The sequence below is a fragment of the Streptomyces sp. NPDC002206 genome (assembly GCF_053593595.1).
Genome location: NZ_JBSFCW010000003.1, coordinates 259,458 through 283,802 on the forward strand (window position 1 = coordinate 259,458; position 24,345 = coordinate 283,802).

At 69.1% G+C, this 24,345-nt stretch carries 18 protein-coding genes and 1 pseudogene; 9 read left to right on the forward strand and 10 right to left on the reverse strand.

Features of this window, described 5'->3' with window-relative positions:
- Positions 1-89: 89 nt before the first annotated feature.
- Both ACWCP8_RS09350 and ACWCP8_RS09355 read right to left on the reverse strand, forming a co-directional pair.
- A complete protein-coding gene (locus ACWCP8_RS09350; protein WP_351793904.1) occupies positions 90-995 on the reverse strand; it encodes a tRNA (adenine-N1)-methyltransferase in 906 nt (301 codons plus the stop codon).
- 52 nt (positions 996-1,047) lie between these two features.
- Positions 1,048-2,295, reverse strand: a complete 1,248-nt coding sequence (locus ACWCP8_RS09355; protein ID WP_352266250.1) for a site-2 protease family protein — start codon at positions 2,293-2,295, stop codon at positions 1,048-1,050.
- A gap of 171 nt (positions 2,296-2,466) precedes the next feature.
- On the opposite strand from ACWCP8_RS09355, the gene ACWCP8_RS09360 reads away from it, so the two are divergent.
- Positions 2,467-3,312, forward strand: coding sequence for a RecB family exonuclease (locus ACWCP8_RS09360; protein WP_267008150.1), 846 nt, complete (start codon positions 2,467-2,469; stop codon positions 3,310-3,312).
- Positions 3,313-3,321: 9 nt separating this feature from the next.
- Positions 3,322-3,993 carry a response regulator transcription factor gene (locus ACWCP8_RS09365; protein ID WP_352266042.1) on the forward strand — a complete coding sequence of 224 codons (672 nt, stop codon included), beginning with the start codon at positions 3,322-3,324 and terminating at the stop codon, positions 3,991-3,993.
- A gap of 45 nt (positions 3,994-4,038) precedes the next feature.
- Here the strand turns inward: ACWCP8_RS09365 and ACWCP8_RS09370 are convergent, their stop codons facing one another.
- The 3 genes from ACWCP8_RS09370 to metH all read right to left on the reverse strand — a co-directional run bounded on the left by ACWCP8_RS09370 (position 4,039) and on the right by metH (position 10,337).
- Complete coding sequence (locus tag ACWCP8_RS09370) at positions 4,039-5,640, reverse strand: ABC transporter substrate-binding protein (RefSeq protein WP_451115103.1); 1,602 nt, start codon at positions 5,638-5,640, stop codon at positions 4,039-4,041.
- 363 nt (positions 5,641-6,003) lie between these two features.
- On the reverse strand, positions 6,004-6,705 hold the full coding sequence (locus ACWCP8_RS09375) for an HAD family hydrolase (RefSeq protein ID WP_451115104.1): 702 nt from the start codon (positions 6,703-6,705) through the stop codon (positions 6,004-6,006).
- Between the two features lie 119 nt (positions 6,706-6,824).
- On the reverse strand, positions 6,825-10,337 hold the full coding sequence (gene metH, locus ACWCP8_RS09380; protein WP_451115106.1) for a methionine synthase: 3,513 nt from the start codon (positions 10,335-10,337) through the stop codon (positions 6,825-6,827).
- 239 nt (positions 10,338-10,576) lie between these two features.
- On the opposite strand from metH, the gene ACWCP8_RS09385 reads away from it, so the two are divergent.
- The 6 genes and pseudogenes from ACWCP8_RS09385 (at position 10,577) to ACWCP8_RS09410 (ending at position 16,940) form a co-directional block, all read left to right on the forward strand.
- Positions 10,577-11,341, forward strand: a complete 765-nt coding sequence (locus ACWCP8_RS09385) for an IclR family transcriptional regulator (protein WP_352266039.1) — start codon at positions 10,577-10,579, stop codon at positions 11,339-11,341.
- A gap of 231 nt (positions 11,342-11,572) precedes the next feature.
- Entirely contained in the window at positions 11,573-12,364 is a 792-nt protein-coding gene (locus tag ACWCP8_RS09390) for an MIP/aquaporin family protein (protein ID WP_352266038.1), read from the forward strand.
- Positions 12,365-12,419: 55 nt separating this feature from the next.
- Positions 12,420-13,946 carry a glycerol kinase GlpK gene (glpK, locus tag ACWCP8_RS09395; protein ID WP_352266037.1) on the forward strand — a complete coding sequence of 509 codons (1,527 nt, stop codon included), beginning with the start codon at positions 12,420-12,422 and terminating at the stop codon, positions 13,944-13,946.
- Between the two features lie 5 nt (positions 13,947-13,951).
- Entirely contained in the window at positions 13,952-15,562 is a 1,611-nt protein-coding gene (locus ACWCP8_RS09400) for a glycerol-3-phosphate dehydrogenase/oxidase (RefSeq protein ID WP_352266036.1), read from the forward strand.
- A 143-nt stretch (positions 15,563-15,705) separates the two neighbouring features.
- A pseudogene (locus ACWCP8_RS09405) lies at positions 15,706-16,148 on the forward strand (LLM class flavin-dependent oxidoreductase); the annotation flags it as partial.
- 120 nt (positions 16,149-16,268) lie between these two features.
- Positions 16,269-16,940 carry a FadR/GntR family transcriptional regulator gene (locus tag ACWCP8_RS09410; protein ID WP_352266035.1) on the forward strand — a complete coding sequence of 224 codons (672 nt, stop codon included), beginning with the start codon at positions 16,269-16,271 and terminating at the stop codon, positions 16,938-16,940.
- Between the two features lie 122 nt (positions 16,941-17,062).
- On the opposite strand, the gene ACWCP8_RS09415 is transcribed toward ACWCP8_RS09410, so the two are convergent.
- From ACWCP8_RS09415 to ACWCP8_RS09435, 5 genes are all read right to left on the reverse strand, one after another.
- Entirely contained in the window at positions 17,063-18,115 is a 1,053-nt protein-coding gene (locus tag ACWCP8_RS09415) for an ABC transporter permease (RefSeq protein ID WP_326602684.1), read from the reverse strand.
- Positions 18,112-19,632, reverse strand: a complete 1,521-nt coding sequence (locus tag ACWCP8_RS09420; RefSeq protein ID WP_451115110.1) for a sugar ABC transporter ATP-binding protein — start codon at positions 19,630-19,632, stop codon at positions 18,112-18,114. Before ACWCP8_RS09420 ends, ACWCP8_RS09415 begins: the two co-directional genes overlap by 4 nt.
- A 133-nt stretch (positions 19,633-19,765) precedes the next feature.
- A complete protein-coding gene (locus ACWCP8_RS09425; protein WP_313936462.1) occupies positions 19,766-20,806 on the reverse strand; it encodes a sugar ABC transporter substrate-binding protein in 1,041 nt (346 codons plus the stop codon).
- A gap of 88 nt (positions 20,807-20,894) precedes the next feature.
- Complete coding sequence (locus ACWCP8_RS09430; protein ID WP_451115112.1) at positions 20,895-21,674, reverse strand: SDR family NAD(P)-dependent oxidoreductase; 780 nt, start codon at positions 21,672-21,674, stop codon at positions 20,895-20,897.
- Positions 21,671-23,017, reverse strand: a complete 1,347-nt coding sequence (locus tag ACWCP8_RS09435; protein WP_352266032.1) for an L-fuconate dehydratase — start codon at positions 23,015-23,017, stop codon at positions 21,671-21,673. The genes ACWCP8_RS09430 and ACWCP8_RS09435 overlap by 4 nt, the downstream gene beginning before the upstream one ends.
- Before the next feature lie 256 nt (positions 23,018-23,273).
- Here ACWCP8_RS09435 and ACWCP8_RS09440 point away from each other — a divergent pair, with 256 nt between their 5' ends.
- Positions 23,274-24,335, forward strand: coding sequence for a PAC2 family protein (locus ACWCP8_RS09440; protein WP_352266031.1), 1,062 nt, complete (start codon positions 23,274-23,276; stop codon positions 24,333-24,335).
- Positions 24,336-24,345: the final 10 nt, after the last annotated feature.

Consider the following 24,345-nt stretch of genomic DNA (forward strand, 5'->3'; position numbering starts at 1 on the left):
TGCCTCCGCGCGGGCAACGAAAAGGCGCCGCCGCCGAGTTCCCGGGTCGGTCCGGGAACTCGGCGGCGGCGCCGGTGCGTTGTGCGGGGTCAGCCGCGGGAGGAGCCGCTCTGGCTGCCGGGGCCGTCGTAGTCCTCGCCGTAGGCGCCCTTGGCGGGCCGGCGGCGGCGCAGCGGGGCCTCCACGCCGTCGGCGAGGCGTCGGGCGGTGACGAGGAAGCCGGTGTGGCCGATCATGCGGTGGTCCGGGCGGACGGCCAGGCCCTCGACGTGCCAGTTGCGGATCATCGATTCCCAGGGCTGCGGCTCGGCGAAGCAGCCCATCTCACGGATGGACTCGACGGTCCGGGCGAGCTGGGTGGTGGTGGCGACGTACGCGCAGAGGATTCCGCCGGGCACGAGCGCCTTGGAGACGGCGTCCAGGCACTCCCAGGGGGCGAGCATGTCGAGGATGACCCGGTCGACGTCGGTGTCGGACAGATTGTCCTGGAGGTCGCCGACGGTGAGCTGCCAGGCGGGGTGCGGTTCGCCGAAGTAGCGCTCGACGTTCTGCTGGGCGATCTCGGCGAAGTCCTCACGGCGCTCGTACGAGTGCAGCATGCCCTGGTCGCCGATGGCGCGGAGCAGGAAGGTGGAGAGCGAGCCGGAGCCGACCCCGGCCTCCACGACTCGGGCGCCGGGGAAGATGTCGGCGAACGCCAGGATCTGCCCCGCGTCCTTGGGGTAGACCACGGCTGCGCCGCGGGGCATGGACAGGACGTAGTCGGGGAGCAGGGGGCGCAGCGCAAGATAGGCGACGTTACCCGTGGTTCGGACCACACTGCCCTCGGGCGCACCGATCAGCTCGTCGTGCGGGAAAGAACCCTTGTGGGTGTGGAAGTTCTTTCCGGCTTCGAGCGTGAAGGTGTAGTGGCGTCCCTTGGGGTCGGTGAGCTGGACCTGGTCCCCGACCTTGAAGGGCCCACGTCGGCGGGCGGCACCGGTCGGTTCAGACATGTGACCAGCGTACCGGTGTTTCCCGGGGCTCCGACCGCCCGCCCGGAGCGGCTCAGGCTGCGGGGCGGGCCATGGCGGCGACGAAGGCGCGTTCGACGTCGGCGGTGGACAGGACTCCGTAGATCTCGCCGGTCTCCTCCAGGACGAGGTACTCGGTGGCCGGGCTGGCCCTGAGCGTGTCCAGGAGCGTCTCCCCGGACAGCTCGACGGAGATCTTCATGCCGTCGGTGAGGTCCTGGGCCAGGGCGCTCACCGCAACCCAGGGGCGGCGGTGTTCGGGAACCGAGCCGATGGCGGCCTCGCGGACGACGGCCTTGGGGTCGCCGTGCCCGTCGACGACGACGAGCGCGCGGGCGCCCGCCTCGTTGGCCCGGCGCAGCGCCTCGGAGAGCGGGGTGGCGGCCTCGACGGGGACGGCGCGTCGGGTCAGGGCGCGGGCGCGCAGCTCGGGGAGGTGTTCGCGCAGGCGGGCCATCCGCAGGCTGTTGCCCGCCCCGGTCCAGATGATGGCGCAGAGGATCGCGGCGAGCAGGGCGTCGGTGACGGTGTCCATGCCGCTGATGTCGTCGGTGTTGTTCCCGAACCCCCCGGTCTGGGTGAGGAGCGGGAGTCCGATGAGGACGCTGACGGCGAGGGCCCGACCGACCCAGGCCGCGGCGACGGTGCCGCTCATGGGGCGTCCGGTGATCTTCCAGACGACGGCCCGGAGCATGCGGCCGCCGTCGAGCGGCAGCCCCGGCAGCAGGTTGAAGGCGGCGACGATGAGGTTGGAGATCATCAGCCCGGCGAGCAGGACACCGGGGACGGTGCCGGGTTCGACGAACTTCATGCCGAGGTAGAAGACGCCGGCGAGGACCAGCGAGAGGAGTGGGCCGACGAAGGCGAGGATGAATTCGCGGCCGGGGGTCTCGGACTCCTTCTCGATCTCGGAGACACCGCCGAAGAACTGCAGCTGGATGCGGCGCACGGGGAGCTTGTAGCGAAGTGCGACCACGGTGTGGGCGAGCTCGTGGACGAGTACGGAGGCGTAGAAGGCGATCGCGAAGAAGAGGGAGACGAGATAGCGGGCCGTGCCGAGCTCGGGCAGCACCCGGTCGAGCTGGCCGCCGAAGACCCAGGTGATGAGCGCCGCGACGAGGAACCAGCTGGGTGCGACGTATACCGGCACACCAAAAGGACGGCCCATCAGGAGGCCGCCGCCCGGCTCTCGGGGGCGTTGCGGTTTGCCGTTCTCGGGCGCGGCGGGGTCGGTTCCCCCTGCGCCGGGCTGCGGCTGGCCGCTGTCGCCGCTGTCGTCCACGGGGTCCCTTCGGTCGGTGCCGTTCGGCACGATCATGCAGTGTGCGAGGGTCTGTGGTCGATGGTATGCCGCTGAGTGTCAGTGGCGGGTCGTAGGGTCTTCGTCATGACTTCCGTGCCCCGGCCGCCGCAGCCGCCCTCGTCCCTGTCGCCGTCGCGGGCGAGCGACTTCATGCAGTGTCCTCTTCTGTACCGGTTCCGGGTCATCGACAGGCTGCCGGAGAAGCCCAGCGAAGCGGCTACCCGGGGCACGCTGGTCCATGCAGTACTGGAGCGGCTGTTCGACAATCCGGCGGTGGAGCGTACGGCCGGCCGGGCCACGGCGTTGATCCCCGGCCAGTGGGACCGGCTGCTGGAGTCGAAGCCGGAGCTGTCGGAGCTGTTCGCCGACGATGCGGAGGGCGAGCGGCTCTCGCGCTGGCTGACGGAGGCGGAGCGGCTGGTGGAGCGGTGGTTCTCGCTGGAGGATCCGACGCGACTGGAGCCGGCCGAGCGGGAGCTGTTCGTCGAGACGGAGCTGGAGTCGGGGCTGCGGCTGCGCGGGGTGATCGACCGGATCGATGTGGCGCCGACGGGCGAGGTCCGGATCGTGGACTACAAGACGGGGAAGGCGCCGCGGCCTGAGTATGCGGAGGGCGCCCTGTTCCAGATGAAGTTCTACGCCCTGGTGATCTGGCGGCTGAAGGGTGTGGTGCCGCGGCGGCTGCAGCTGGTCTATCTGGGCAGCGGCGACGTCATGACGTACGACCCGGTCGTAGCCGATCTGGAGCGGGTGGAGCGCAAGCTGCTGGCCCTGTGGGAGGCGATCCGGCTGGCCACGGAGACGGGCGAGTGGCGGCCGCGGCCGACGAAGCTCTGTGGCTGGTGCGACCACCAGGCGGTCTGTCCGGAATTCGGCGGGACTCCCCCGGTATACCCGCTGTCGGTACGGCCGGCGGAGTCAGGGCAGGGTGTCCAGGGCACAATGGGCCCGGTCCGGGCCGAGACCGGCCGGCCGGCGGCCGTCGAAGGACCTTGAGGAGATCTGGTGGCAATCCGCGTCCTACTGGTCGACGACCAGCCGCTGCTGCGCACCGGCTTCCGGATGATTCTGGAGGCCGAGGGAGATCTTGCGGTGGTGGGTGAGGCCGGTGACGGCCTCCAGGCCATCGATCAGGTGCGTGCGCTGCAGCCCGATGTGGTGCTGATGGACATCCGCATGCCGCGGATGGACGGCGTCGAAGCGACGCGTCAGATCACCGGGCCGGGACGGGACGGTCCGGCGAAGGTGCTGGTGCTGACCACGTTCGATCTCGACGAGTACGTGGTGGAGGCATTGCGCGCCGGTGCCAGCGGCTTTCTGCTGAAGGATGCTCCTGCCAATGAGCTGGTGCAGGCGATCCGGGTGGTCGCGGCGGGCGAGGCGATGCTCGCCCCGAGCATCACGCGCAGGCTGCTGGACAAGTACGCGGACCATCTGCCGTCGGGCGAGGACGCCGTGCCGGACACGCTGCACACGCTGACGGAGCGTGAGGTGGAGGTGTTGAAGCTGGTGGCGCGCGGCCTGTCGAATGCGGAGATCGCCGCCGACCTGTTCGTCAGCGAGACGACGGTCAAGACGCATGTGGGCCATGTGCTGACGAAGCTGGGGCTGCGCGACCGGGTGCAGGCCGCGGTGTACGCGTACGAGAGCGGGCTGGTGCGCCCCGGCGCCCAGTGACCCGGCCGGTGCGGCCGGGTCGGGGCGCCGGGGTGGCACCGTAATTCAGACGGCGCTGCGGCGGAGCTCCCAGAGCTGCAGGTCGGCCGAGGAATTGACCGACCACTCGACGCCGGTGAGGCCGTCGCGGGAGGCGACGTACTGCTTGCCCTGCCAGATCGGGAGTACGGGAACGTCGGTGGCGACGATGTCCTGGAGCTTCCGGAAGGTCTTGCCGGCCGAGGCCCGGTCTTCCTCCCGGCGGGACTGCGGGATCAGCGTGTTCTGGGCCGGTGCGGACTTGTACGGCGAGTTGAGGAAGTTGTTCTTGTCGAGGAACGGCGCCGTGTAGTTGTCCGGGTCCGGGAAGTCGGGGAACCAGCCCATGCCGTAGACGGCGTAGTCGCCGCGCTTCTGGGCGGGACGGTACTTCGCCCAGGGGGTGCCCTTGACGTCGACGTCGAACAGCCCGCTGGCGTTGAGCTGCTTCTTCAGCGCCTTGAACTCGGTGGCGGTGGCGGGCCCGTAGTGGTCGGTCGTGTAGTGCAGGGTGAATTTCACCGGTGTCTGGATGCCGGCGGCCTGCAGGATGGCGGCGGCCTTGGTGGTGCTGGGCTCGCCGTACTTGTTGTAGAACGAGTTGGAGTGTCCGGTGATGCTGGACGGGATGAGCGAGTAGAGCGGCTCGGCGGTGGCGCCGTAGACCTGACCGGCGATCTGGCCTCGGTCGACGACCTGGGCGATGGCCTGCCGGACGGCCCTGTTCTTCACCGCGGGGTCGGTGGTGTCGAAGGCGAGGTAGCTGATGGAGAGGCCGGGCATCTCGGTGAGCTTGATGCCGTCCTTCGGCTGCTCCAGCATCTGCTGAGCCTGCCCGGGAGACATGGTGCGGGTCATCATGTCGATCTTCTGGGTGTCGAGCGCCTTGCCCATCGCCTTGGAGTCGGGGAAGAGGTCCAGCTCGACCTTGTCGTTGAGGACCTTCAGATCGCCCTTGTAGCGCGGGTTCTTGGTGAAGACGACCTTGACGACCTGGTCGTTCCTGACCTCCGGCTTCATCGTGTACGGACCGGAGCCGTCGACCTGGAAGCCGCTGCGCGGGGACCTCGCCGGGTACTTGCTCTTCTGCACGATGCCGGCGGCCGGGGTGGCGAGCTTGTACGGGAAGGTCGCGTCCGGCGTGCTCAGGTGGAAGATGACTTCGTTGTCACCGCGCGTCTCGATCGTGTCGATGTTGGCGAGCAGACCGACGGGGCCGCTGTCGGACTTGATGTCGATGACCCGGTTGATGGAGTACTTGACGTCCTCAGCGGTGACGGCTGTGCCGTCGGCAAACGTGAGGCCGCTGCGCAGCTTGCAGCGGTAGCTCTCGTTCTCCCGGTCGGTGAAGGTGCAGCTCTTGGCGGCCTCGGGGACGGGCTCGCCGCCGCCCCGCGGCACGTGCGTCAGGGTCTGCACGGTCTGTCGCAGGACGTTCCAGACGCCTGCTTCGTAGCCTATGGCGGGGTCGAGCGGCGCGGGGTTGTCCTCGGTGGCGACGAACTGGTCCGTGGTGCCGACAACGATGGCGGCCCTGCCATCGCTCCCGCTGTCCGTCCCGCCGCAGGCGGCGAGTACGGGCGCGAGCAGGCCGACGACGGCCGGCAGCACCAGAGTCTTGCGGTTCATCTTGGACGTTCTCCCTCATCCGGCCATTGAGAAAACGACATTAGTAGGCGCCGCCGGTAAAGCCGGACGGATGCTCTGCGATGCGTAATCGAATGACGAGGGGAATGGTCTTCGAGCCGATTTCCCGAGCGGGGAACGTTCCGCACAGGACTCCAGGAATCAGGACAGATCGGTGGATCAAAACGGACAGATGGGTCGATCTTGAAACGCCCCAAGAGCCCGGTGCGTGATAAAACTCACGCCCGAGCCATTTCTCACCTTTGGCATGGCCCCGACTTACGCACACGCACGTACGACGAAATGCGCACATCGCAGTGGCGAGAGTTTTGCTGTTTATTCACAGAAATACTCTCGGTATACGCATCAATGCACTCCAGTGACCAGTCCCCGGAGAAATGCGAGATCGACTTCTTCGAGGGAGCCCACGACGACCCGGCCGGCGGCGGGCGCGATCGGCGCCACGGACGGCACGGCGACGACCCGGCAGCCGGCGGCCTCCGCCGCGGCGACACCGGTCGCGGTGTCCTCGATGACCGCGCAGCGCTCCGGGGCCGCCCCGAAGCCCGAGGCCGCGGTGAGATAGGGCTCCGGGTGCGGCTTCGTCCGGGAGACCTCGTCGCCTGCGACGGTGAGCGAGAAATGGTGGTGCCCGACCGAGTCCAGCACCCGGTCGATGATGCGCCGGTGCGAGGCGGAGACCAGGGCGGTCGGCACCTCGTGGGCCGCCAGTTCGGCGAGCAGCCGGGCGGCGCCCGGCATCAGCGGTACACCGCGGCCGATACGCGCCTCGAAGCGGTCGTTGAGCAGCACGGTCAGCTCGGGGAGCGTGATGTCCGCGCCGGTGACATCGATCAGGTAGCCGGCGCTGCGGGTCATCGGGCCGCCGACGACCACCTTCTTCCACGCCTCGTCCAGCCGGTGACCGAGATCGGCGAAGACCTCGACTTCGGCGTCCCACCAGAACCCCTCGGTGTCGACCAGGGTGCCGTCCATGTCGAGAAAGACGGCCTGAAGGGCGGCGCCGTCGGCCATACGGGTCAAGGACGCGGAGACCGTACTTGTCATGCGGCACACCTTCCACGAGGGACGAGAAGGCCGGTCACCGTTTCCGGAGGAAAAGGCGACCGGCCTGCACTGGACCGACCAGTGTACGACTCGACCCGCTGGCACGCGTCGATCATTTTCTACCGCGCGTTGAAGTACTTCGCCTCCGGGTGATGAATGACGATCGCGTCGGTGGACTGCTCCGGGTGCAGCTGGAACTCCTCGGACAGGTGCACCCCGATCCGCTCGGGCTGGAGCAGGTCGGCGATCTTCGCCCGGTCCTCGAGATCGGGGCAGGCGCCGTAGCCGAGGGAGAAGCGCGCACCGCGGTACTTCAGCGCGAACATGTCCTCGACGTCGGCCGGGTCCTCGCCGCCGAAACCGAGCTCGGAGCGGACCCGGGCGTGCCAGTACTCGGCGAGGGCCTCGGCCAGCTGGACGGAGAGGCCGTGCAGCTCCAGGTAGTCGCGGTAGGAGTTGGCTTCGAAGAGCTTGGCGGTCTCCCCGCCGATCTTCGAGCCGACCGTGACGACCTGGAGGCCGATCACATCCGTCTCACCGGACTCCTCGGGACGGAAGAAGTCCGCGAGGCAGAGGCGGCGGCCGCGGCGCTGGCGCGGGAAGGTGAAGCGGGTGCGCTCCGAGCCGTCCTCGTGGAGCAGGATCAGGTCGTCGCCCTTGGAGACGCAGGGGAAGTAGCCGTAGACGACGGCGGCTTCCAGCAGGTTCTCGGTGTGCAGCTTGTCGAGCCAGCCGCGCAGGTGCGGGCGGCCCTCGGTCTCCACGAGCTCCTCGTACGTCGGCCCGTCACCGGCGCGGGCCTGCTTCAGGCCCCACTGCCCCTTGAAGAGCGCACCCTCGTCGAGCCAGGAGGCGTACTCCTTGAGCTGGATGCCCTTGACGACGCGGGTACCCCAGAACGGGGGCTCGGGGACCGGGTTGTCCGTGGCGACGTCGGAGCGGACGCCCTCCTCCGGCTCATCGACCTCCAGCACAGCGGTCTCCCGCTTGGGCACCCGGCGCTGCTTGAGCTCCGGGAGAGTGGCGCCGGGGACGCCGCGCTTGACCGCGATCAGGGCATCCATCAGGCGCAGGCCCTCGAACGCGTCGCGGGCGTAGCGGACCTCGCCCTCGTAGATCTCGTGGAGGTCCTGCTCGACATAGGCCCTGGTGAGAGCCGCGCCGCCGAGGATCACCGGATATTCGGCGGCCAGCTTGCGCTGGTTCAGCTCCTCCAGGTTCTCCTTCATGATCACGGTGGACTTCACCAGGAGCCCGGACATGCCGATGACATCGGCGCGGTGCTCCTCCGCGGCTTCCAGGATCGCGGAGACCGGCTGCTTGATGCCGATGTTGACGACGTTGTAGCCGTTGTTGGAGAGGATGATGTCGACGAGGTTCTTGCCGATGTCGTGGACGTCGCCGCGGACGGTGGCCAGCACGATGGTGCCCTTGCCCTCCGCGTCCGACTTCTCCATGTGCGGTTCCAGGTGCGCGACCGCGCTCTTCATGACCTCGGCGGACTGGAGCACGAACGGCAGCTGCATCTGGCCGGAGCCGAAGAGCTCTCCGACCACTTTCATGCCTTCGAGCAGGGTGTCGTTGACGATGTCGAGGGCCGGGCGGGTCTGCAGTGCCTCGTCGAGGTCGGTCTCCAGGCCGTTCTTCTCGCCGTCGATGATGCGGCGCTGGAGTCGCTCCTCGAGCGGCAGCGCGAGGAGTTCCTCGGCCTTGCCGGCCTTCATCGACTTCATGTTGACGCCCTCGAAGAGCTCCATGAGCTTCTGGAGGGGGTCGTAGCCCTCGGCGCGACGGTCGTAGATGAGGTCGAGGGCGACCTTGACCTGCTCCTCTTCGAGTCGTGCGATCGGCAGGATCTTGGATGCGTGCACGATCGCGGAGTCGAGTCCGGCCTTGACGCATTCGTCGAGGAAGACGGAGTTGAGCACGACGCGGGCGGCCGGGTTGAGGCCGAAGGAGATGTTCGACAGGCCGAGCGTGGTCTGTACGTCGGGGTGGCGCCGCTTGAGTTCGCGGATGGCCCCGATGGTGGCGATGCCGTCGCCCCGGGACTCCTCCTGACCGGTGCAGATCGTGAAGGTCAGGGTGTCGATGAGGATGTCCGACTCCTGGATGCCCCAGTTGCCGGTCAGATCCTCGATCAGCCGCTCGGCGATGGCGACCTTGTGCTCGACGGTGCGGGCCTGGCCCTCCTCGTCGATGGTCAGGGCGATCAGCGCGGCACCGTGTTCGACGGCCAGCTTGGTGACCTTGACGAAACGCGACTCGGGTCCGTCACCGTCCTCGTAGTTGACGGAGTTGAGGACGGCGCGTCCGCCGAGCTTCTCCAGGCCGGCCCGCAGGACGGGCAGCTCGGTGGAGTCGAGCACGATCGGGAGGGTGGACGCGGTCGCGAAGCGGCCGGCCAGCTCCTGCATGTCGGCCACCCCGTCGCGGCCGACATAGTCGACACAGAGGTCGAGCATGTGCGCGCCCTCGCGGATCTGGTCGCGGGCCATCTCCACGCAGTCGTCCCAGCGGGCTTCCAGCATGGCCTCGCGGAACTTCTTGGATCCGTTGGCGTTCGTACGCTCACCGATCGCGAGGTACGAGGTGTCCTGACGGAACGGGACGGACTGGTAGAGGGAGGCGGCGCCCGGCTCGGGACGCGGTTCGCGCGGGGCGAGGGAGAGGCCGCGGACGCGTTCGACGACCTGGCGCAGATGCTCGGGGGTCGTGCCGCAGCAGCCGCCGACCAGGGAGAGGCCGTACTCGCGGACGAACGTCTCCTGGGCGTCGGCCAGCTCGGCCGGTGACAGCGGGTAGTGCGCGCCGTCCTTGCCGAGGACGGGGAGACCGGCGTTGGGCATGCAGGAGAGCGGGATGCGCGAGTGACGGGCGAGGTAGCGCAGGTGCTCGCTCATCTCGGCGGGGCCGGTGGCGCAGTTCAGGCCGATCAGGTCGATGCCGAGCGGTTCCAGGGCGGTGAGCGCCGCGCCGATCTCGGAGCCGAGCAGCATCGTGCCGGTCGTCTCGACGGTGACGGAGCAGATCACCGGCAGGTTGGCGCCGGTGGCGTCCAGCGCACGGCGGGCGCCGATGATCGAGGCCTTGGTCTGCAGCAGGTCCTGGGTGGTCTCCACCAGGAGGGCGTCGGCGCCGCCGGCGATCATGCCTTCGGCGTTCTGCTGGTAGGCGTCGCGGAGCTTGTCGTACGGGGCGTGGCCCAGCGTCGGCAGCTTCGTGCCCGGGCCCATGGAGCCGAGCACCCAGCGCTGCTGTCCGGTGGCGGCGGTGAACTCGTCGGCGACCTCGCGGGCGATGCGCGCGCCGGACTCGGAGAGCTCGAAGACCCTCTCGGGGATGTCGTACTCGCCCAGGGCCGCGAGGTTGGCGCCGAAGGTGTTCGTCTCCACGCAGTCCACGCCGACCGCGAAGTACTCCTCGTGCACGGAGCGCACGATGTCCGGGCGGGTGACGTTGAGGATCTCGTTGCAGCCCTCGAGGTTCTGGAAGTCCTCAAGGCTGGGATCCTGCGCCTGGAGCATGGTGCCCATGGCACCGTCGGCCACGACCACTCGGGTGGCGAGCGCCTCGCGGAGGGCTTCGGCTCGGTTCCGGCTGTCGGCGGAAAGGGTCGGCAACGAGGCCATGGATGTGCTCCCTGGGATGCGACGGCTGTCGGCTTTGCGGCTTCCGGAAGAGGCCGCACCTCGTCAGGGTAGCCGGGCAGCGCCTCGGAGCGTCACTGTGTCCCACGTGACGGACGGCATGCTGTGCGGGGGATGTCCGGAACCGAGCAGTCGAGCGAATTCCCCACACGAACGGACATGGGTCGACATCGACCGATAGTGTTCAGCATTGTCGAACCACAATGGAGGAGTACGGCGTCATGGCCAAGAACATCCAGTCGCTCGAGCGGGCGGCGGCGATGCTGCGTCTGCTGGCAGGTGGCGAACGTCGGCTGGGGCTCTCCGACATCTCCTCCTCACTGGGCCTGGCCAAGGGCACCGCACACGGCATCCTGCGCACGCTCCAGCACGAGGGCTTCGTCGAACAGGACGCGGCGTCCGGGCGCTACCAGCTGGGCGCCGAGCTGCTGCGCCTGGGCAACAGCTATCTGGACGTCCACGAGCTACGGGCGCGCGCCCTGGTCTGGACGGACGATCTGGCCCGCTCCAGCGGCGAGAGCGCCCATCTGGGCGTCCTGCACCAGCAGGGCGTGCTCATCGTCCACCACGTGTTCCGGCCCGACGACAGCCGGCAGGTCCTGGAGGTCGGGGCGATGCAGCCGCTGCACTCCACCGCGCTGGGCAAGGTGCTGGCGGCGTACGACCCGGTGGCGCACACCGAGGCCGTCGAGGGCGAGCGGCAGCCCTTCACCCCGCGCACCGTCACCGATCTGGAGGAGTTCGAGACGGTGCTCGATCTGACCCGGGCGCGCGGCTGGGCGGCCGATATGGAGGAGACCTGGGAAGGAGTGGCCGCGGTGGCCGCACCGATCCACGACCGGCGCCGGATGCCGGTGGGCGCGGTGGCCGTGACCGGTGCGGTGGAACGTCTCTGCTCCGGCGGCGAGCTGCGCCCCGAACTGGTGGCTGCCGTACGGGACTGCGCGCGGGCGGTCTCCCGGGATCTCGGCGCCAGGCGCTTCTGACCGATTTGGCGGATCATCGGTAACGATCGTGTTATCCGTCCCAGAACCCTTGACGCTTCATTCACCGGGGGGAAACACTGCCGTTCATCGGTCGACATTGTCGAACGCCTAACGGCAATACAAGCTAGGGTGTGGCAGTGCCAAGGGCCGGTGACGCCCTCACCTGAGGGCGCGGACCACCGGAGGGACCCGGGGTTCGGCTTCCCTGGACGAAGGACAAAGGAGTCGCGGGTGTCCAGCTCCGACATCTTCATCGGCGAGACCATCGGTACCGCCGTACTCATCCTGCTCGGCGGCGGTGTCTGTGCCGCCGTCACTCTCAAGCACTCCAAGGCACAGAACGCCGGCTGGCTCTCGATCGCCTTCGGGTGGGGTTTCGCAGTACTGACGGCCGCGTATCTGGCCGGCGGCGTGTCCGGGGCCCACCTCAACCCCGCGGTCACGATCGGCCTCGCCATCAAGGGCGGCACCGCGTGGAGCGACGTACCGCTGTACATCGGCTCCCAGCTGCTCGGCGCGATGATCGGCGCGGTGCTGGTCTGGCTGACGTACTACGGACAGTTCCGGGCCCATCTGACCGACCCGGAGACTCTGTACAGCCAGCCGAGTGAAGAGGGCATGGTCGACCAGGCCGCCGCCCCGAAGGCCGGCCCGGTGCTGGGCATCTTCTCGACCGGCCCGGAGATCCGGAACGCCGTGCAGAACCTGGTCACCGAGGTCATCGCCACCGTCGTGCTGGTCCTGGCGATCCTCACCCAGGGCCTGAACAACGACGGCAACGGGCTCGGCACGCTCGGCGCGCTGATCACCTCCCTGGTCGTCGTCAGCATCGGCCTCTCGCTCGGCGGCCCGACCGGTTACGCAATCAACCCCGTTCGCGACCTCGGTCCGCGTATCGTGCACGCGCTGCTGCCGCTGCCGAACAAGGGTGGCTCCGACTGGGGCTACGCCTGGGTCCCGGTCGTCGGCCCCCTCATCGGCGGCGCGATCGCGGGCGGTCTCTACAACCTCGCCTTCGCGTGAACCGTAGAGCCCTGAGCCGTAACCCTCAGATCCCACAGACTTCCAGGAGCACACCGTGACCGACGCACACACCACCGGACCGTTCATCGCCGCCATCGACCAGGGCACCACGTCGAGCCGCTGCATCATCTTCGACAAGGACGGCCGGATCGTCTCCGTCGATCAGAAGGAGCACGAGCAGATCTTCCCGAAGCCGGGCTGGGTCGAGCACAACGCGGCCGAGATCTGGGAGAACGTCCAGGAAGTCGTCGCCGGCTCCGTCGTCAAGGCGGGTATCACCGCCGCCGACGTCAAGGCGATCGGTATCACCAACCAGCGCGAGACCACGCTGCTCTGGGACAAGAACACCGGCGAGCCCGTCCACAACGCCATCGTCTGGCAGGACACCCGCACCGACGCGCTCTGCAAGGAACTGGGCCGCAACGTCGGCCAGGACCGCTTCCGCCGCGAGACCGGGCTGCCGCTCGCCTCGTACTTCGCCGGCCCCAAGGTCCGCTGGCTGCTCGACAACGTCGAGGGCCTGCGCGAGCGCGCCGAGCGCGGCGACATCCTCTTCGGCACCATGGATTCCTGGGTCATCTGGAACCTGACCGGTGGCACCGAGGGCGGCGTCCATGTCACCGACGTCACCAACGCCTCGCGCACCCTCCTGATGAACCTGCACAGCATGGCGTGGGACGACAAGATCCTCGCCTCCATGGACATCCCGGCGGCCGTGCTGCCCGAGATCCGCTCCTCCGCCGAGGTGTACGGCACCGCCAAGGACGGCGTCCTGGCCGGCGTCCCGGTCGCGTCCGCGCTCGGCGACCAGCAGGCTGCCCTCTTCGGCCAGACCTGTTTCTCCGAGGGCGAGGCCAAGTCCACGTACGGCACCGGCACCTTCATGCTGATGAACACCGGTGAGACGCCCGTCAACTCGTACAACGGGCTGCTGACGACCGTCGGCTACCGGATCGGCGACCAGAAGCCGGTCTACGCCCTGGAGGGCTCCATCGCCGTCACCGGCGCGCTGGTGCAGTGGATGCGCGACCAGATGGGCCTGATCAAGTCCGCGGCCGAGATCGAGACGCTGGCCTCGTCGGTCGAGGACAACGGCGGCGCGTACTTCGTGCCTGCCTTCTCCGGCCTGTTCGCCCCGTACTGGCGTTCCGACGCCCGCGGCGTCATCGCCGGCCTGACCAGGTACGTCACCAAGGCGCACATCGCCCGTGCCGTACTGGAGGCCACCGCCTGGCAGACCCGCGAGATCACCGACGCCATGACCAAGGACTCGGGCGTCGAGCTGACCGCCCTCAAGGTCGACGGCGGCATGACCTCCAACAACCTGCTGATGCAGACGCTCGCCGACTTCCTGGACGCACCCGTGGTGCGTCCCATGGTCGCCGAGACCACCTGCCTCGGCGCCGCCTACGCCGCCGGTCTCGCCGTCGGCTTCTGGCCGGACACCGACGCGCTGCGCGCCAACTGGCGCCGGGCCGCCGAGTGGACCCCCCGCATGGACGCGGACACCCGCGACCGCGAGTACAAGAGCTGGCTCAAGGCCGTGGAGCGGACCATGGGCTGGATCGAAGACGAGGAGTAATCGACATGACCACCCTGCAGAGCGTCCCGGCCCTCGGGACGCACCCGGCCTCCGGCTCCCTTCCGAGCCGCGCCGAGACTCGGGAGCAGCTCTCCAAGGCGACGTACGACCTCCTGGTGATCGGTGGCGGCATCCTGGGCATCTCCACCGCCTGGCACGCCGCGCAGTCCGGGCTGCGGGTGGCTCTGGTGGACGCCGGCGACTTCGCCGGCGCCACCTCCTCCGCCTCCTCCAAGCTGCTCCACGGCGGCCTGCGCTACTTGCAGACCGGCGCGGTGAAGCTGGTCGCGGAGAACCACTTCGAGCGACGTGCGGTGTCCCGTCAGGTGGCCCCGCACCTGGCCAACCCGCTCACCTTCTACCTGCCCGTCTACAAGGGCGGACCGCACGGTGCGGCCAAGCTGGGCGCGGGTGTGTTCGCGTACTCGGCGCTGTCCGCGTTCGGTGACGGCGTCGGCCATGTGATCAGCCCGGCGAAGGCGCAGCGCGATGTGCCGGAGTTGCGCACGGACAATCTGAAGGCCGTCGCGGTCTACGGCGACGACCAGATGAACGACGCCCGGATGGCACTGATGACGGTCCGTGCGGCCGTCGACGCGGGCGCGGTCGTCCTCAACCACGCCGCGGTGACCGGCCTGCGGTTCACCAAGGGCCGGGTGACGGGCGCCGACCTCGAGGACCGTACGGACGGCACGGAGTTCGGCGTCACCGCCCGGCTCGTGCTGAACGCCACCGGACCGTGGGTCGATCACCTGCGGAAGATGGAGGACCCGAACGCGGCGCCTTCGATACGTCTGTCCAAGGGCGCGCACCTCGTCCTGAAGCGCACCCGCCCCTGGAAGGCCGCACTCGCCACCCCGATCGACAAGTACCGCATCACGTTCGCCCTGCCCTGGGAGGACATGCTGCTGCTCGGTACGACGGACGAGGAGTACGAGGGCGACCCGGCGGACGTCGCGGTCAACGAGAAGGACACCGCGCAGATCCTGGACGAGGCGGCGTTCTCGATCAAGGACCAGCAGCTGTCGCGCGAGCTGATCACCTACTCCTTCGCAGGCCTGCGGGTGCTGCCGGGCGGTCCCGGCGACACCTCCAAGGCCAAGCGCGAGACGGTCGTGACGGAGGGCCGCGGCGGGATGCTGTCGGTCGCGGGCGGCAAGTGGACGACGTTCCGCCACATCGGCCGTACGGTGATGAACAAGCTGGCCGCGCTCCCCGGGCATCCGCTGGCCGAGGACATGGAGCCGATGGCCCGTCTGCCGAAGAAGCTCCCGCTGCCCGGTATCGCCAACCCGAACGCGGTCGCGCACCGGCTGCTGATCGACGGCGGAGCGCCCGGCCCGCGGATGGCCGCCGACACCGCGCGGCACCTCGCCACCCACTACGGCTCGCTCTCCTTCGACATCGCGCGGCTGGCGAACGACAACCCGGCGCTGGCCGAGCGCATCCACCCGGACGCGCCGGAGATCTGGGCGCAGGTCGCGTACGCGCGCGACCACGAGTGGGCCGAGACGGCCGACGACGTGCTGCGCCGCCGGACGACGCTGACGATCCGCGGCCTGGCCACGGACGAGATCCGGACCAAGGTCGAGGGCCTGCTGGCCGACAAGGACTGAGACCGGCCGACGTACGCGGACGGGGGCGGCTTCCACGGGGGGAGTCGCCCCCGTCCGCGTACCGCCATGCGCCCGTGCGCGCTGACCTGGAGCGGCCGGTGTACGTGCCCAACAGCCGCCATACGCGCGCAATGTGACGCGGGGAGGGCGTCGACCGGGAGGGCGAGTTCCGGCCGGCCCTGAAGGGTGTGACGACGGTGCCGCGTCCGTACGCCGGGCTGCCGCGCGTCTGGCACGGCTCTGCGACCAGTCTCAACTCCCCCGAGCTGGCCACCTTCCACGGCGATCCGCTGTTCACCGCCAACGCCATCCAGCCGCGGGCTGCCTGGAGGGGAAGGCGGGGTACAACACGCCGTTCCGGACGATCGAGGAGGCCATCGCGGACGGCCCCCAGCTGATCGGCAGCCAGCAGCAGATCATCGACAAGATCCTCGGCCGGCACGAGGTGTACGGTCACGACCTGCAGTCGATCTCCGTGGACGCCTTCGGACCGAGCCACCAGGAGCAGACCGAGACGTTGGAGCGATTCACGGAGGAGATCGCCCCGGTGGTAAGGCGCGAGGCGCCTTCGACACTCTGGGACTGAGCGATCGGTCACCAGCTGCGGCAGACCCGGTTCATCCACCTGTCTCGACCCCCATAATGAGATGAGACATCGGATGTCTTCTTCCGAGGTCTGATCCCGCCCGAATCCAGGAGGACCGTCATGGCTGTCACCGACGAGGCGATCGAGAAGATCAAGGGAATGATCGTCTCGGGTGCGCTACGGCCCGGCGACCGTCTGCCCAAGGAGAGCGAACTCGCGGCGGAGCTCGGGCTGTCCCGCAACTCGCTGCGCGAGGCGGTCCGCGCCCTGTCCCTGATCCGTATTCTCGATGTCCGGCAGGGCGACGGCACGTACGTCACCAGCCTCGACCCGCAGCTGCTGCTGGAGGCGCTGAGCTTCGTCGTGGACTTCCACCGCGACGACACGGTGCTGGAGTTCCTGGCAGTCCGCCGGATCCTGGAGCCGGCCGCCACGGCCATGGCCGCGACCCGGATCACCGAGGCCCAACTCGACATACTGAGCTCTCAGTTGGACGCACTCGGCGCGCAGCCCTCGGTGGAGGAGCTGGTCGCCTGCGATCTGGAGTTCCACCGCGGCATCGTGCAGTCGTCCGGGAACTCGGTGCTCTGCTCCCTGCTCGACGGTCTCTCCGGGCCGACGACGCGGGCCCGCGTCTGGCGCGGCCTGACGCAGGAGGACGCGGTCAGCCGCACCCTGCACGAGCACCGGGCGATCCTGTCGGCGCTGCGCGACCGGGACACGGAGGCTGCGCGGGCGTGGGCGACGGTGCATGTGGCGAGCGTGGAGCAGTGGCTGCGGTCGACGCTGTGACGCCTGCGGCGGGCTTGTTCCCCCACCCGCCACTTCCCGAACCGGGACTCCGCCCCGACCCCACGCCGCAACCCCGGCGGGGCTGAACTTCTCAGCCCCGCCGGCGTCTGCGGGCGTACGGGTCAGTCCTGCTTCTCACCGCTCGCGAAGCGCGAGATGACCAGCGCGACAATGATGATCGCGCCGTTGAGGAACTGGTTCCACAGCGCCGGGACGCCGCCCAGGGTCATCACGTTGACCACCAGCTGCAGCGTCAGTACGCCGGTCAGCGCACCGAACAGCGTGCCTCGCCCGCCCTTGAGGCTGATGCCGCCGATGACCGCTGCGGCAAAAACCTGGAAGATCCAGCCGTTGCCCTGCGTCGCGGCGACCGCACCGTAGTGGCCGGTGTAGAGGATGCCCGCGAAGGCCGCCAGCAGACCGCCGATGGCGAGCACGATCCAGGTGACCCGATCGACCCGGATGCCGGCGGCCCGCGCCGCCTCCGGGTTGCCGCCGATCGCGTACAACGAGCGTCCGTGGCGCAGCCAGGCCAGCGCCGCGCCGCCGATCGCGAAGAGCACCAGGCAGATCCAGACCGCGGCCGGTGCGCCGAGCCACTCGCTCTTGCCGAGGTAGCGGAACGACTCCGGGACATCGGTGATGGACTTGCCCTCGGTGATGCCGATGTGGAGGCCGCGCAGCATGGTGAGCATGCCGAGCGTCGCGATGAACCCGTTGACCCGCAGCTTCAGCATCAGAAAGCCGTTGATCGCACCGATCGCGAGGCCCACCAGCAGACAGAGCGGGATCGCCGACCAGGTGGGCAACAGACCGAGGCCGGCGAACCGGCCGCCCTCGGTGGGCAGGACCAGCCACATCGCGACGACCGGCGCGATGCCGATCGTCGACTCCAGCGACAGGTCCATCCGTCCGCAGATGAGGATCAGTGCCTGGCCGAGGACCAGCAGGCTGAGCTCGGAGGACTGCTGGACGACGCTGATCAGGTTGTCCGAGGTGAGGAACACCGGCGAGACGATGAACCCGATCACCATCAGCACCAGGATCACCGGCACCAGGGAGAAGTCGCTCCACCGGATCAGCCTGAGCCGGCTCAGCGGGCTGTCCTCGCCCAGCCCACCCTTCGGCCCTCCGTTGATGTCGCCGGCCGCCGGCGGCCGTATCGTGCCGGTCATTCCCTTTCCCCCACACCTTCCATGGCGGCGACGAGTTCCCCGTCGGTCCACCCGCTTGCGAATACCCCGACCACGCGCCCGTGGAACAGGGCGAGCACCCGGTCACAGACCCGCAGATCGTCCAGCTCGTCCGAGACGACGACCGCGGCATTGCCCTCGTCGGCGACCCGCCGGACGACTCCGAGCAGCGAGTCCTTGGACTTGACGTCCACACCCGCGGTGGGCCGGACCGCGACCAGCACGCTCGGCTTGCGGGCCAGTGCGCGGGCGACCACCACCTTCTGCTGGTTGCCGCCCGAGAGCCCGGCGACAGGCTGTTCGGGACCCTGTGTCTTGATGTCCAGCGACTCGATCATCGACCGTGCGAACTCCCGGGTACGGGAGGGCAGTACGGTCCCCCACGGTCCGAGCTGGTCGGTGACCGTGAGTGTGGCGTTCTCGGCGACGCTGCGCCCGAGGACGAGTCCCTGGTCGTGCCGGTCCTCGGGGATGTAGCCGATCCCGGCGTCCAGCGCGTGCGGCACGCTGCCGGACCGCACGGACCTCCCGTGTACGCGGACCGTGCCGCCGGTGGCCTTGCGCATCCCGGCGAGCGTCTCACCGAGTGCGGTGTTGCCGCTGGCCGCGGATCCGGCGAGGCCGAGCACCTCGCCGGGGCGGACCTGAAGGTCCAGCGGCTCGAACTGGCCCTCCAGGGCGAGTCCTTCCGTACGCAGTACGGGCTCCGCCGACTCGTCCCGCACCGCCGTCGGCGCACCACCCGCGTACCAGGCGGCGGATCCGCCGCCCTGCTCGCCGGTCATCGCCGCGACCAGTTCGCTCTTGGCGAGGTCAGCGACCGGGGCGGTCAGGACATGGCGGGCGTCGCGGTAGACGGTGACCGCGGTGCACAGTTCGTACACCTCCTGCAGATGGTGGGAGATGAACAGGAACGCCACTCCCTGGCTCTGCAGTTCCCGGAGCTTGTCGAAGAGCCGGCCGATGCCCCGGGCGTCGAGCTGGGCGGTGGGTTCGTCGAGGACGATCAGCCGGGCGCCGAAGGACAGCGCCCGGGCGATCTCGACGAACTGCCGCTGTTCCACGGCGAGATCGCCGGCCCGGGTGCGGGGGTCGACCTGTACCCCGTACTCGGCGAGGAGCTCCTCCGCGCGCCTGCGGAGCCTCCCCCAGCTGATCCAGCGCGACTCGTCGTCCAGCCGGCCGAGAAAGAGGTTCTCGGCGACGGTCAGATCGGGGACGACCATGGACTTCTGGTAGACGCATGCGACCTTCGACTGCCAGGCCGTCGTGTCCCCGAAGGCGGGCGCGGGCTCCCCGCCGAACCGGACCGTCCCCGCGTCCGCCTTGTGCAGTCCGGTCAACACGCCGACCAGGGTGGACTTGCCCGCGCCGTTACGGCCGACGAGGGCATGGGACTCGCCGGGCTGCACGGTGAGCTGCACACCGTCGAGCGCCACGGTGGGCCCGAAGCGTTTGACGACGCCTTCCGCCTGTACGGCAGGTGGTGCCTTTTCCATCAGACCCCTTCTCAGCAAGGCGCTGTAGTAACGTCGATGACCTGCCCTCGGGCGGCGGTCAGGGCTGGGCCGCGTCCCGGCTCTTCGTTGCCGGGAGGGAAGCCCTCTCGGCAACGAGAGGGAGGAGTCACGGCTAGCTCTTCTTCTCCAGCTGATTGGCCCACAGCTTCGGGTCGTCCACGTTGTCCTTGGTCACCAAGGGCGCGGGAAGCTGGTCCTCGAAACCATTGGGAATCTTGATGATGTTCGAGTCGTGGTCGGTCGGGCCTTCCTTGAAGGTCTTGCCGTCCAGGGCCGCCTTGGCGTAGTACAGGGCGTACTTCGCGTACAGGTCGGCGGGCTGGGAGATCGTCGCGTCGATCTTGCCCGCCCTGATGGCGTCGAACTCCTCCGGGATGCCGTCGTTCGAGATGATCGTGATGTGACCCGCCGTACCGGTCGGCTTCAGCAGCTTCTTCTGCTCCAGGAGCGCGAGCGTGGGCTGCAGGAAGACACCGCCGGCCTGCATGTAGATGCCGTTGATGTCGGGGTGAGCGGCGAGCGTCGACTGGAGTTTGGCGGACGCCACGTCGCCCTTCCAGTCGGTGGCCAGCTCGAAGACCTTGATGCCCGGGTAGTCCTTGTCCATGCAGGCCTTGAAGGCCTGGGACCGGTCGCGGCCGTTGATCGAGGACAGGTCGCCCTGGAACTCGACGACCTTGCCCTTGCCCTTCAGCTGCTCGCCGAGGTACTTGCAGGCGTTGGTGCCGTACGCCTTGTTGTCGGCGCGCACCACCATGTAGACGTTGCCCTTGTCGGGGCGGGTGTCGACGCTGACGACCGGGATCTTCTTGTCGTTCAGCGTGTTCAGCGACTCGGCGATGGCGCCGGTGTCCTGCGGGGCCATCACCACGGCCTTGGCGCCCTGGTCGGTGAAGGTCTGGACGTTGGCGACGAGCTTGCCTATGTCGTTCTGGGAGTTGGTCAGCGGCAGTGCCTTGACGTCGCCGGCCTTCACGCCCTTCTCGATGTAGCTCTGGTACGAGTTCCAGAAGTCGCTGTCGCTGCGCGGCAGGTCGATACCGACCTTCCCGGCGCCGGCGCCGTCGTCGGTGGACTCGCGGTTGCAGCCCGCGAGGGCAGTGACGGCCAGCAGTACGGCGCAGGCTGCCGCACTTGTCGTACGCACTCTCATTGGTGTCCCGTCCTTTGTGGAGTACCGGCTCGGTGCTGGGTTGGCAAAGACTGGTGCATGGGGCGGCTCAAGGGCTGGTGGAGCGGGGTCAGTCGGCGGCGGGCCGAAGCCGCAGGCCCTGCATGCCGCCGTCGACGGCGAGTGCCGTCCCGGTGATCGAGGCGGCGGCGGGGCTCGCCAGGTAGACGATCGCGGCAGCCACCTCGTCGGCCGACACCAGCCGTCCCAGCGGCTGGCGGGCGTTGAGGGCGGCGCGCTCGGCTGCCGGGTCGTCGGCCTGGCCGAGGAGCCGGCCGATCCACGGGGTGTCCGCGGTGCCGGGGTTGACACAGTTGACGCGGACTCCTTCGCGGACGTGGTCGGCGGCCATGGCGAGGGTCAGTGACAGGACCGCACCCTTGCTGGCGCTGTACAGGGCGCGTTGCGGCAGCCCGGCGGTCGCCGCGATGGAGCAGGTCTGGGTGATGGAGACGGCACCGGGGCGGTCGGCGGCCGCGCGCCGCAGATGGGGCAGGGCGTGCCGGGCGGTGCGGACCATGCCGAGGACGTTGATGTCGAGGACGCGGGTCCACTCGTCGTCGTCATTGTCCTCGACGGTGCCGATGGAGCCGATGCCCGCGTTCGAGACCAGGGTGTGCAGACCACCCAGCTCGGCGGCGGCCCGGTCGACCGCGTCGCGTACGGCGTCGTCGTCGGTGACGTCCGCCTTGAGGGCGAGCGTGCCCGTGGGGGCGCTTGCGGTCTCCCGGTCGAGTACGGCAACGTCCGCGCCGCGCTCCAGCAGCAGGGTCGCGACGGCGGCCCCGATACCGGAGGCGCCGCCCGTCACCAGGGCGGACATCCCGTCGAAGTCCCTTGTACCGTTCATCGGTCGGCCTCCTCAGGCGTGCGGCGGGCCTGCCATACGGGGCCCTCCGGGTAGCGGTGTGCGGTGATCGAGGCGGGGAGCATCCGGGCGGAGAAGCCCGGAGAGCGCGGGGCGACGTAGCGCCCGGCTTCGATCACGGCGGGGTCGGCGAAGTGTTCGTGGAGATGGTCGACGTACTCGATCACGCGGTTCTCCCAGCTGCCGGAGACGGCCACATAGTCGAACATCGACAGGTGCTGCACCAGCTCGCACAGTCCGACGCCGCCCGCGTGCGGGCAGACCGGCACGCCGAACTTGGCGGCGAGCAGCAGGATCGCCAGGTTCTCGTTGACGCCCGCCACGCGCGCGGCATCGATCTGGACGAAGTCGACCGCGCCGGCCTGGAGCAGCTGCTTGAACACGACACGGTTGGAGACGTGTTCACCGGTGGCGACCTTGACCGGCTGGCCGGCCCGGACGGCGGCATGACCGAGGATGTCGTCGGGGCTGGTGGGTTCCTCGATCCAGTGCGGGTCGTACGGCGCGAGCGCGGTCATCCACTCCACCGCGTCGGCGACGTCCCAACGCTGGTTGGCGTCGACGGCGATCCTGATGTCCGGTCCGACGGCCTCCCGGGCCAGGGCGAGTCTGCGGACGTCGTCGCCGAGGTCTCCGCCGACCTTCAGCTTGATCTGGGTGAAGCCGTCGGCGACAGCCTCCTTCGCAAGCCGGACCAGCTTGTCGTCGGAGTATCCGAGCCAGCCGGGCGAGGTGGTGTACGCGGGGTAGCCCTCGGCGCGCAGCCGTTCGGCGCGCTCGGTGCGGCCCGGTTCGGCGGCCTGCAGGATTTCGAGTGCCTCGTCGGGGGTGAGGACGTCGGTGAGGTAGCGGAAGTCGACGAGGGAGACGAGCTCCTGAGGCGTCATTTCGGAGAGGAACTGCCAGACGGGTCGGCCCGCCTGCTTGGCGGCCAGGTCCCAGGCGGCGTTGATGACCGCGCCGGCCGCCATGTGCATCACGCCCTTCTCGGGGCCGAGCCAGCGCAGTTGCGAGTCATGGGTGAGCTCGCGGTACAGCGCGCCGAGATCGGCCGCGGTACGGGGTGCCGGGCGCCCGATCACGTACGGGCGCAACGCGTCGATGGCGGCTGCCATGACCTCGTTGCCGCGTCCGATGGTGAAGCAGAAGCCATGGCCCTCGATGACGGTCCCGTCAGCTTCCGAGCCGAGCGAGGTATCGGTACGCAGGACGACATAGGCGGCGGAGTAGTCGGGATCGGGGTTCATGGCGTCCGAGCCGTCCAGTTGCTCCGAGGTCGGAAAGCGGATGTCGTGGACCTCGAAGTCCGTGACGGTCTGACTCATGTGCGCCCCCAGGGGAATAACATCGGACCTCTGTTCTGGTCATCCGATGTATAGCGGTGCGACAGCCCCAACGTCCAGAGTTGAGACGAAATCCCCGGTACACAGCTCGGATGAATTCGGAGACAGGTGCCCTGGTTGGACCGGTGATGCACCCCGTGGGGCCGGGTTCACCCGGCCGTGGACGGGGGCTGCGGCGGGAGAGGCCGGAAGCCGTAAGGTTGGTGCGTACGCAAGGGAACTTCGGAAGGAGGCCTGGGTGATCGAGCTCGAGGGGGTTCCCGAGCTGATCGACCCGGTCATGGTGGCCGCGTTCGAGGGATGGAACGACGCAGGTGACGCCGCTTCCACAGCGGTCGCGCACCTGGACCGGGAGTGGAAGGGCGAGGTGTTCGCGGCGCTCGACGCCGAGGACTACTACGACTTCCAGGTCAACCGGCCGACGGTGTGGCTGGACGGCGGGGTGCGAAAGATCACCTGGCCCACCACCCGGCTCTCCGTGGTCCGCGTCGGCGGGGACAAGCCCCGTGATCTCGTCCTGGTCCGCGGTATCGAGCCGTCGATGCGCTGGCGCTCGTTCTGCAACGAGCTCCTGGGCTTCGCCCACGAGCTGGGCGTGGAGATGGTGGTGGTCCTGGGCGCACTGCTCGGCGACACCCCGCACACCCGCCCCGTGCCGGTCAGCGGAGTCACCTCCGACCCGGATCTGGCGCGCACCATGGACCTGGAGGAGACCCGGTACGAGGGCCCGACGGGCATCGTCGGCATCCTCCAGGAGGCCTGCACGCATGCCGGTGTGCCTGCGGTGAGCCTGTGGGCGGCGGTGCCGCACTATGTGTCGCAACCGCCGAACCCGAAGGCGACCATGGCGCTGCTGAACCGCCTGGAGGACCTGATCGGGCTGCGCATCCCCTTGGGCGAACTGCCCGAGGACGCACGTGCCTGGCAGCTCGGGGTCGACCAACTGGCCGCCGAGGACAGCGAAGTGGCCGAGTACGTGCAGACGCTGGAGGAGGCCAGGGACACCGCGGAGCTTCCCGAGGCGTCCGGCGAGGCCATCGCTCGGGAGTTCGAGCGGTATCTGCGGCGCCGGGACGTCGCGCCCGGCCAGGCGCCCGGCGGGCATGCCACCGAGAGCGGCGACGCCTCGTATCTGCGCGACACGTCGAGCGGCCGGACCAGGCCGCCGAAGCCGCCGAAGCCGGAGCCGGAACCGCCGCAGGGAGCCACGGGCGACTCCGCTCAGGACAGGCCCTCCGACGACGACACCGACACCGGTCCCGAGGGTTCATCGGATACGCCGGATTCATCGGAGGACTGAGGAACCGCAC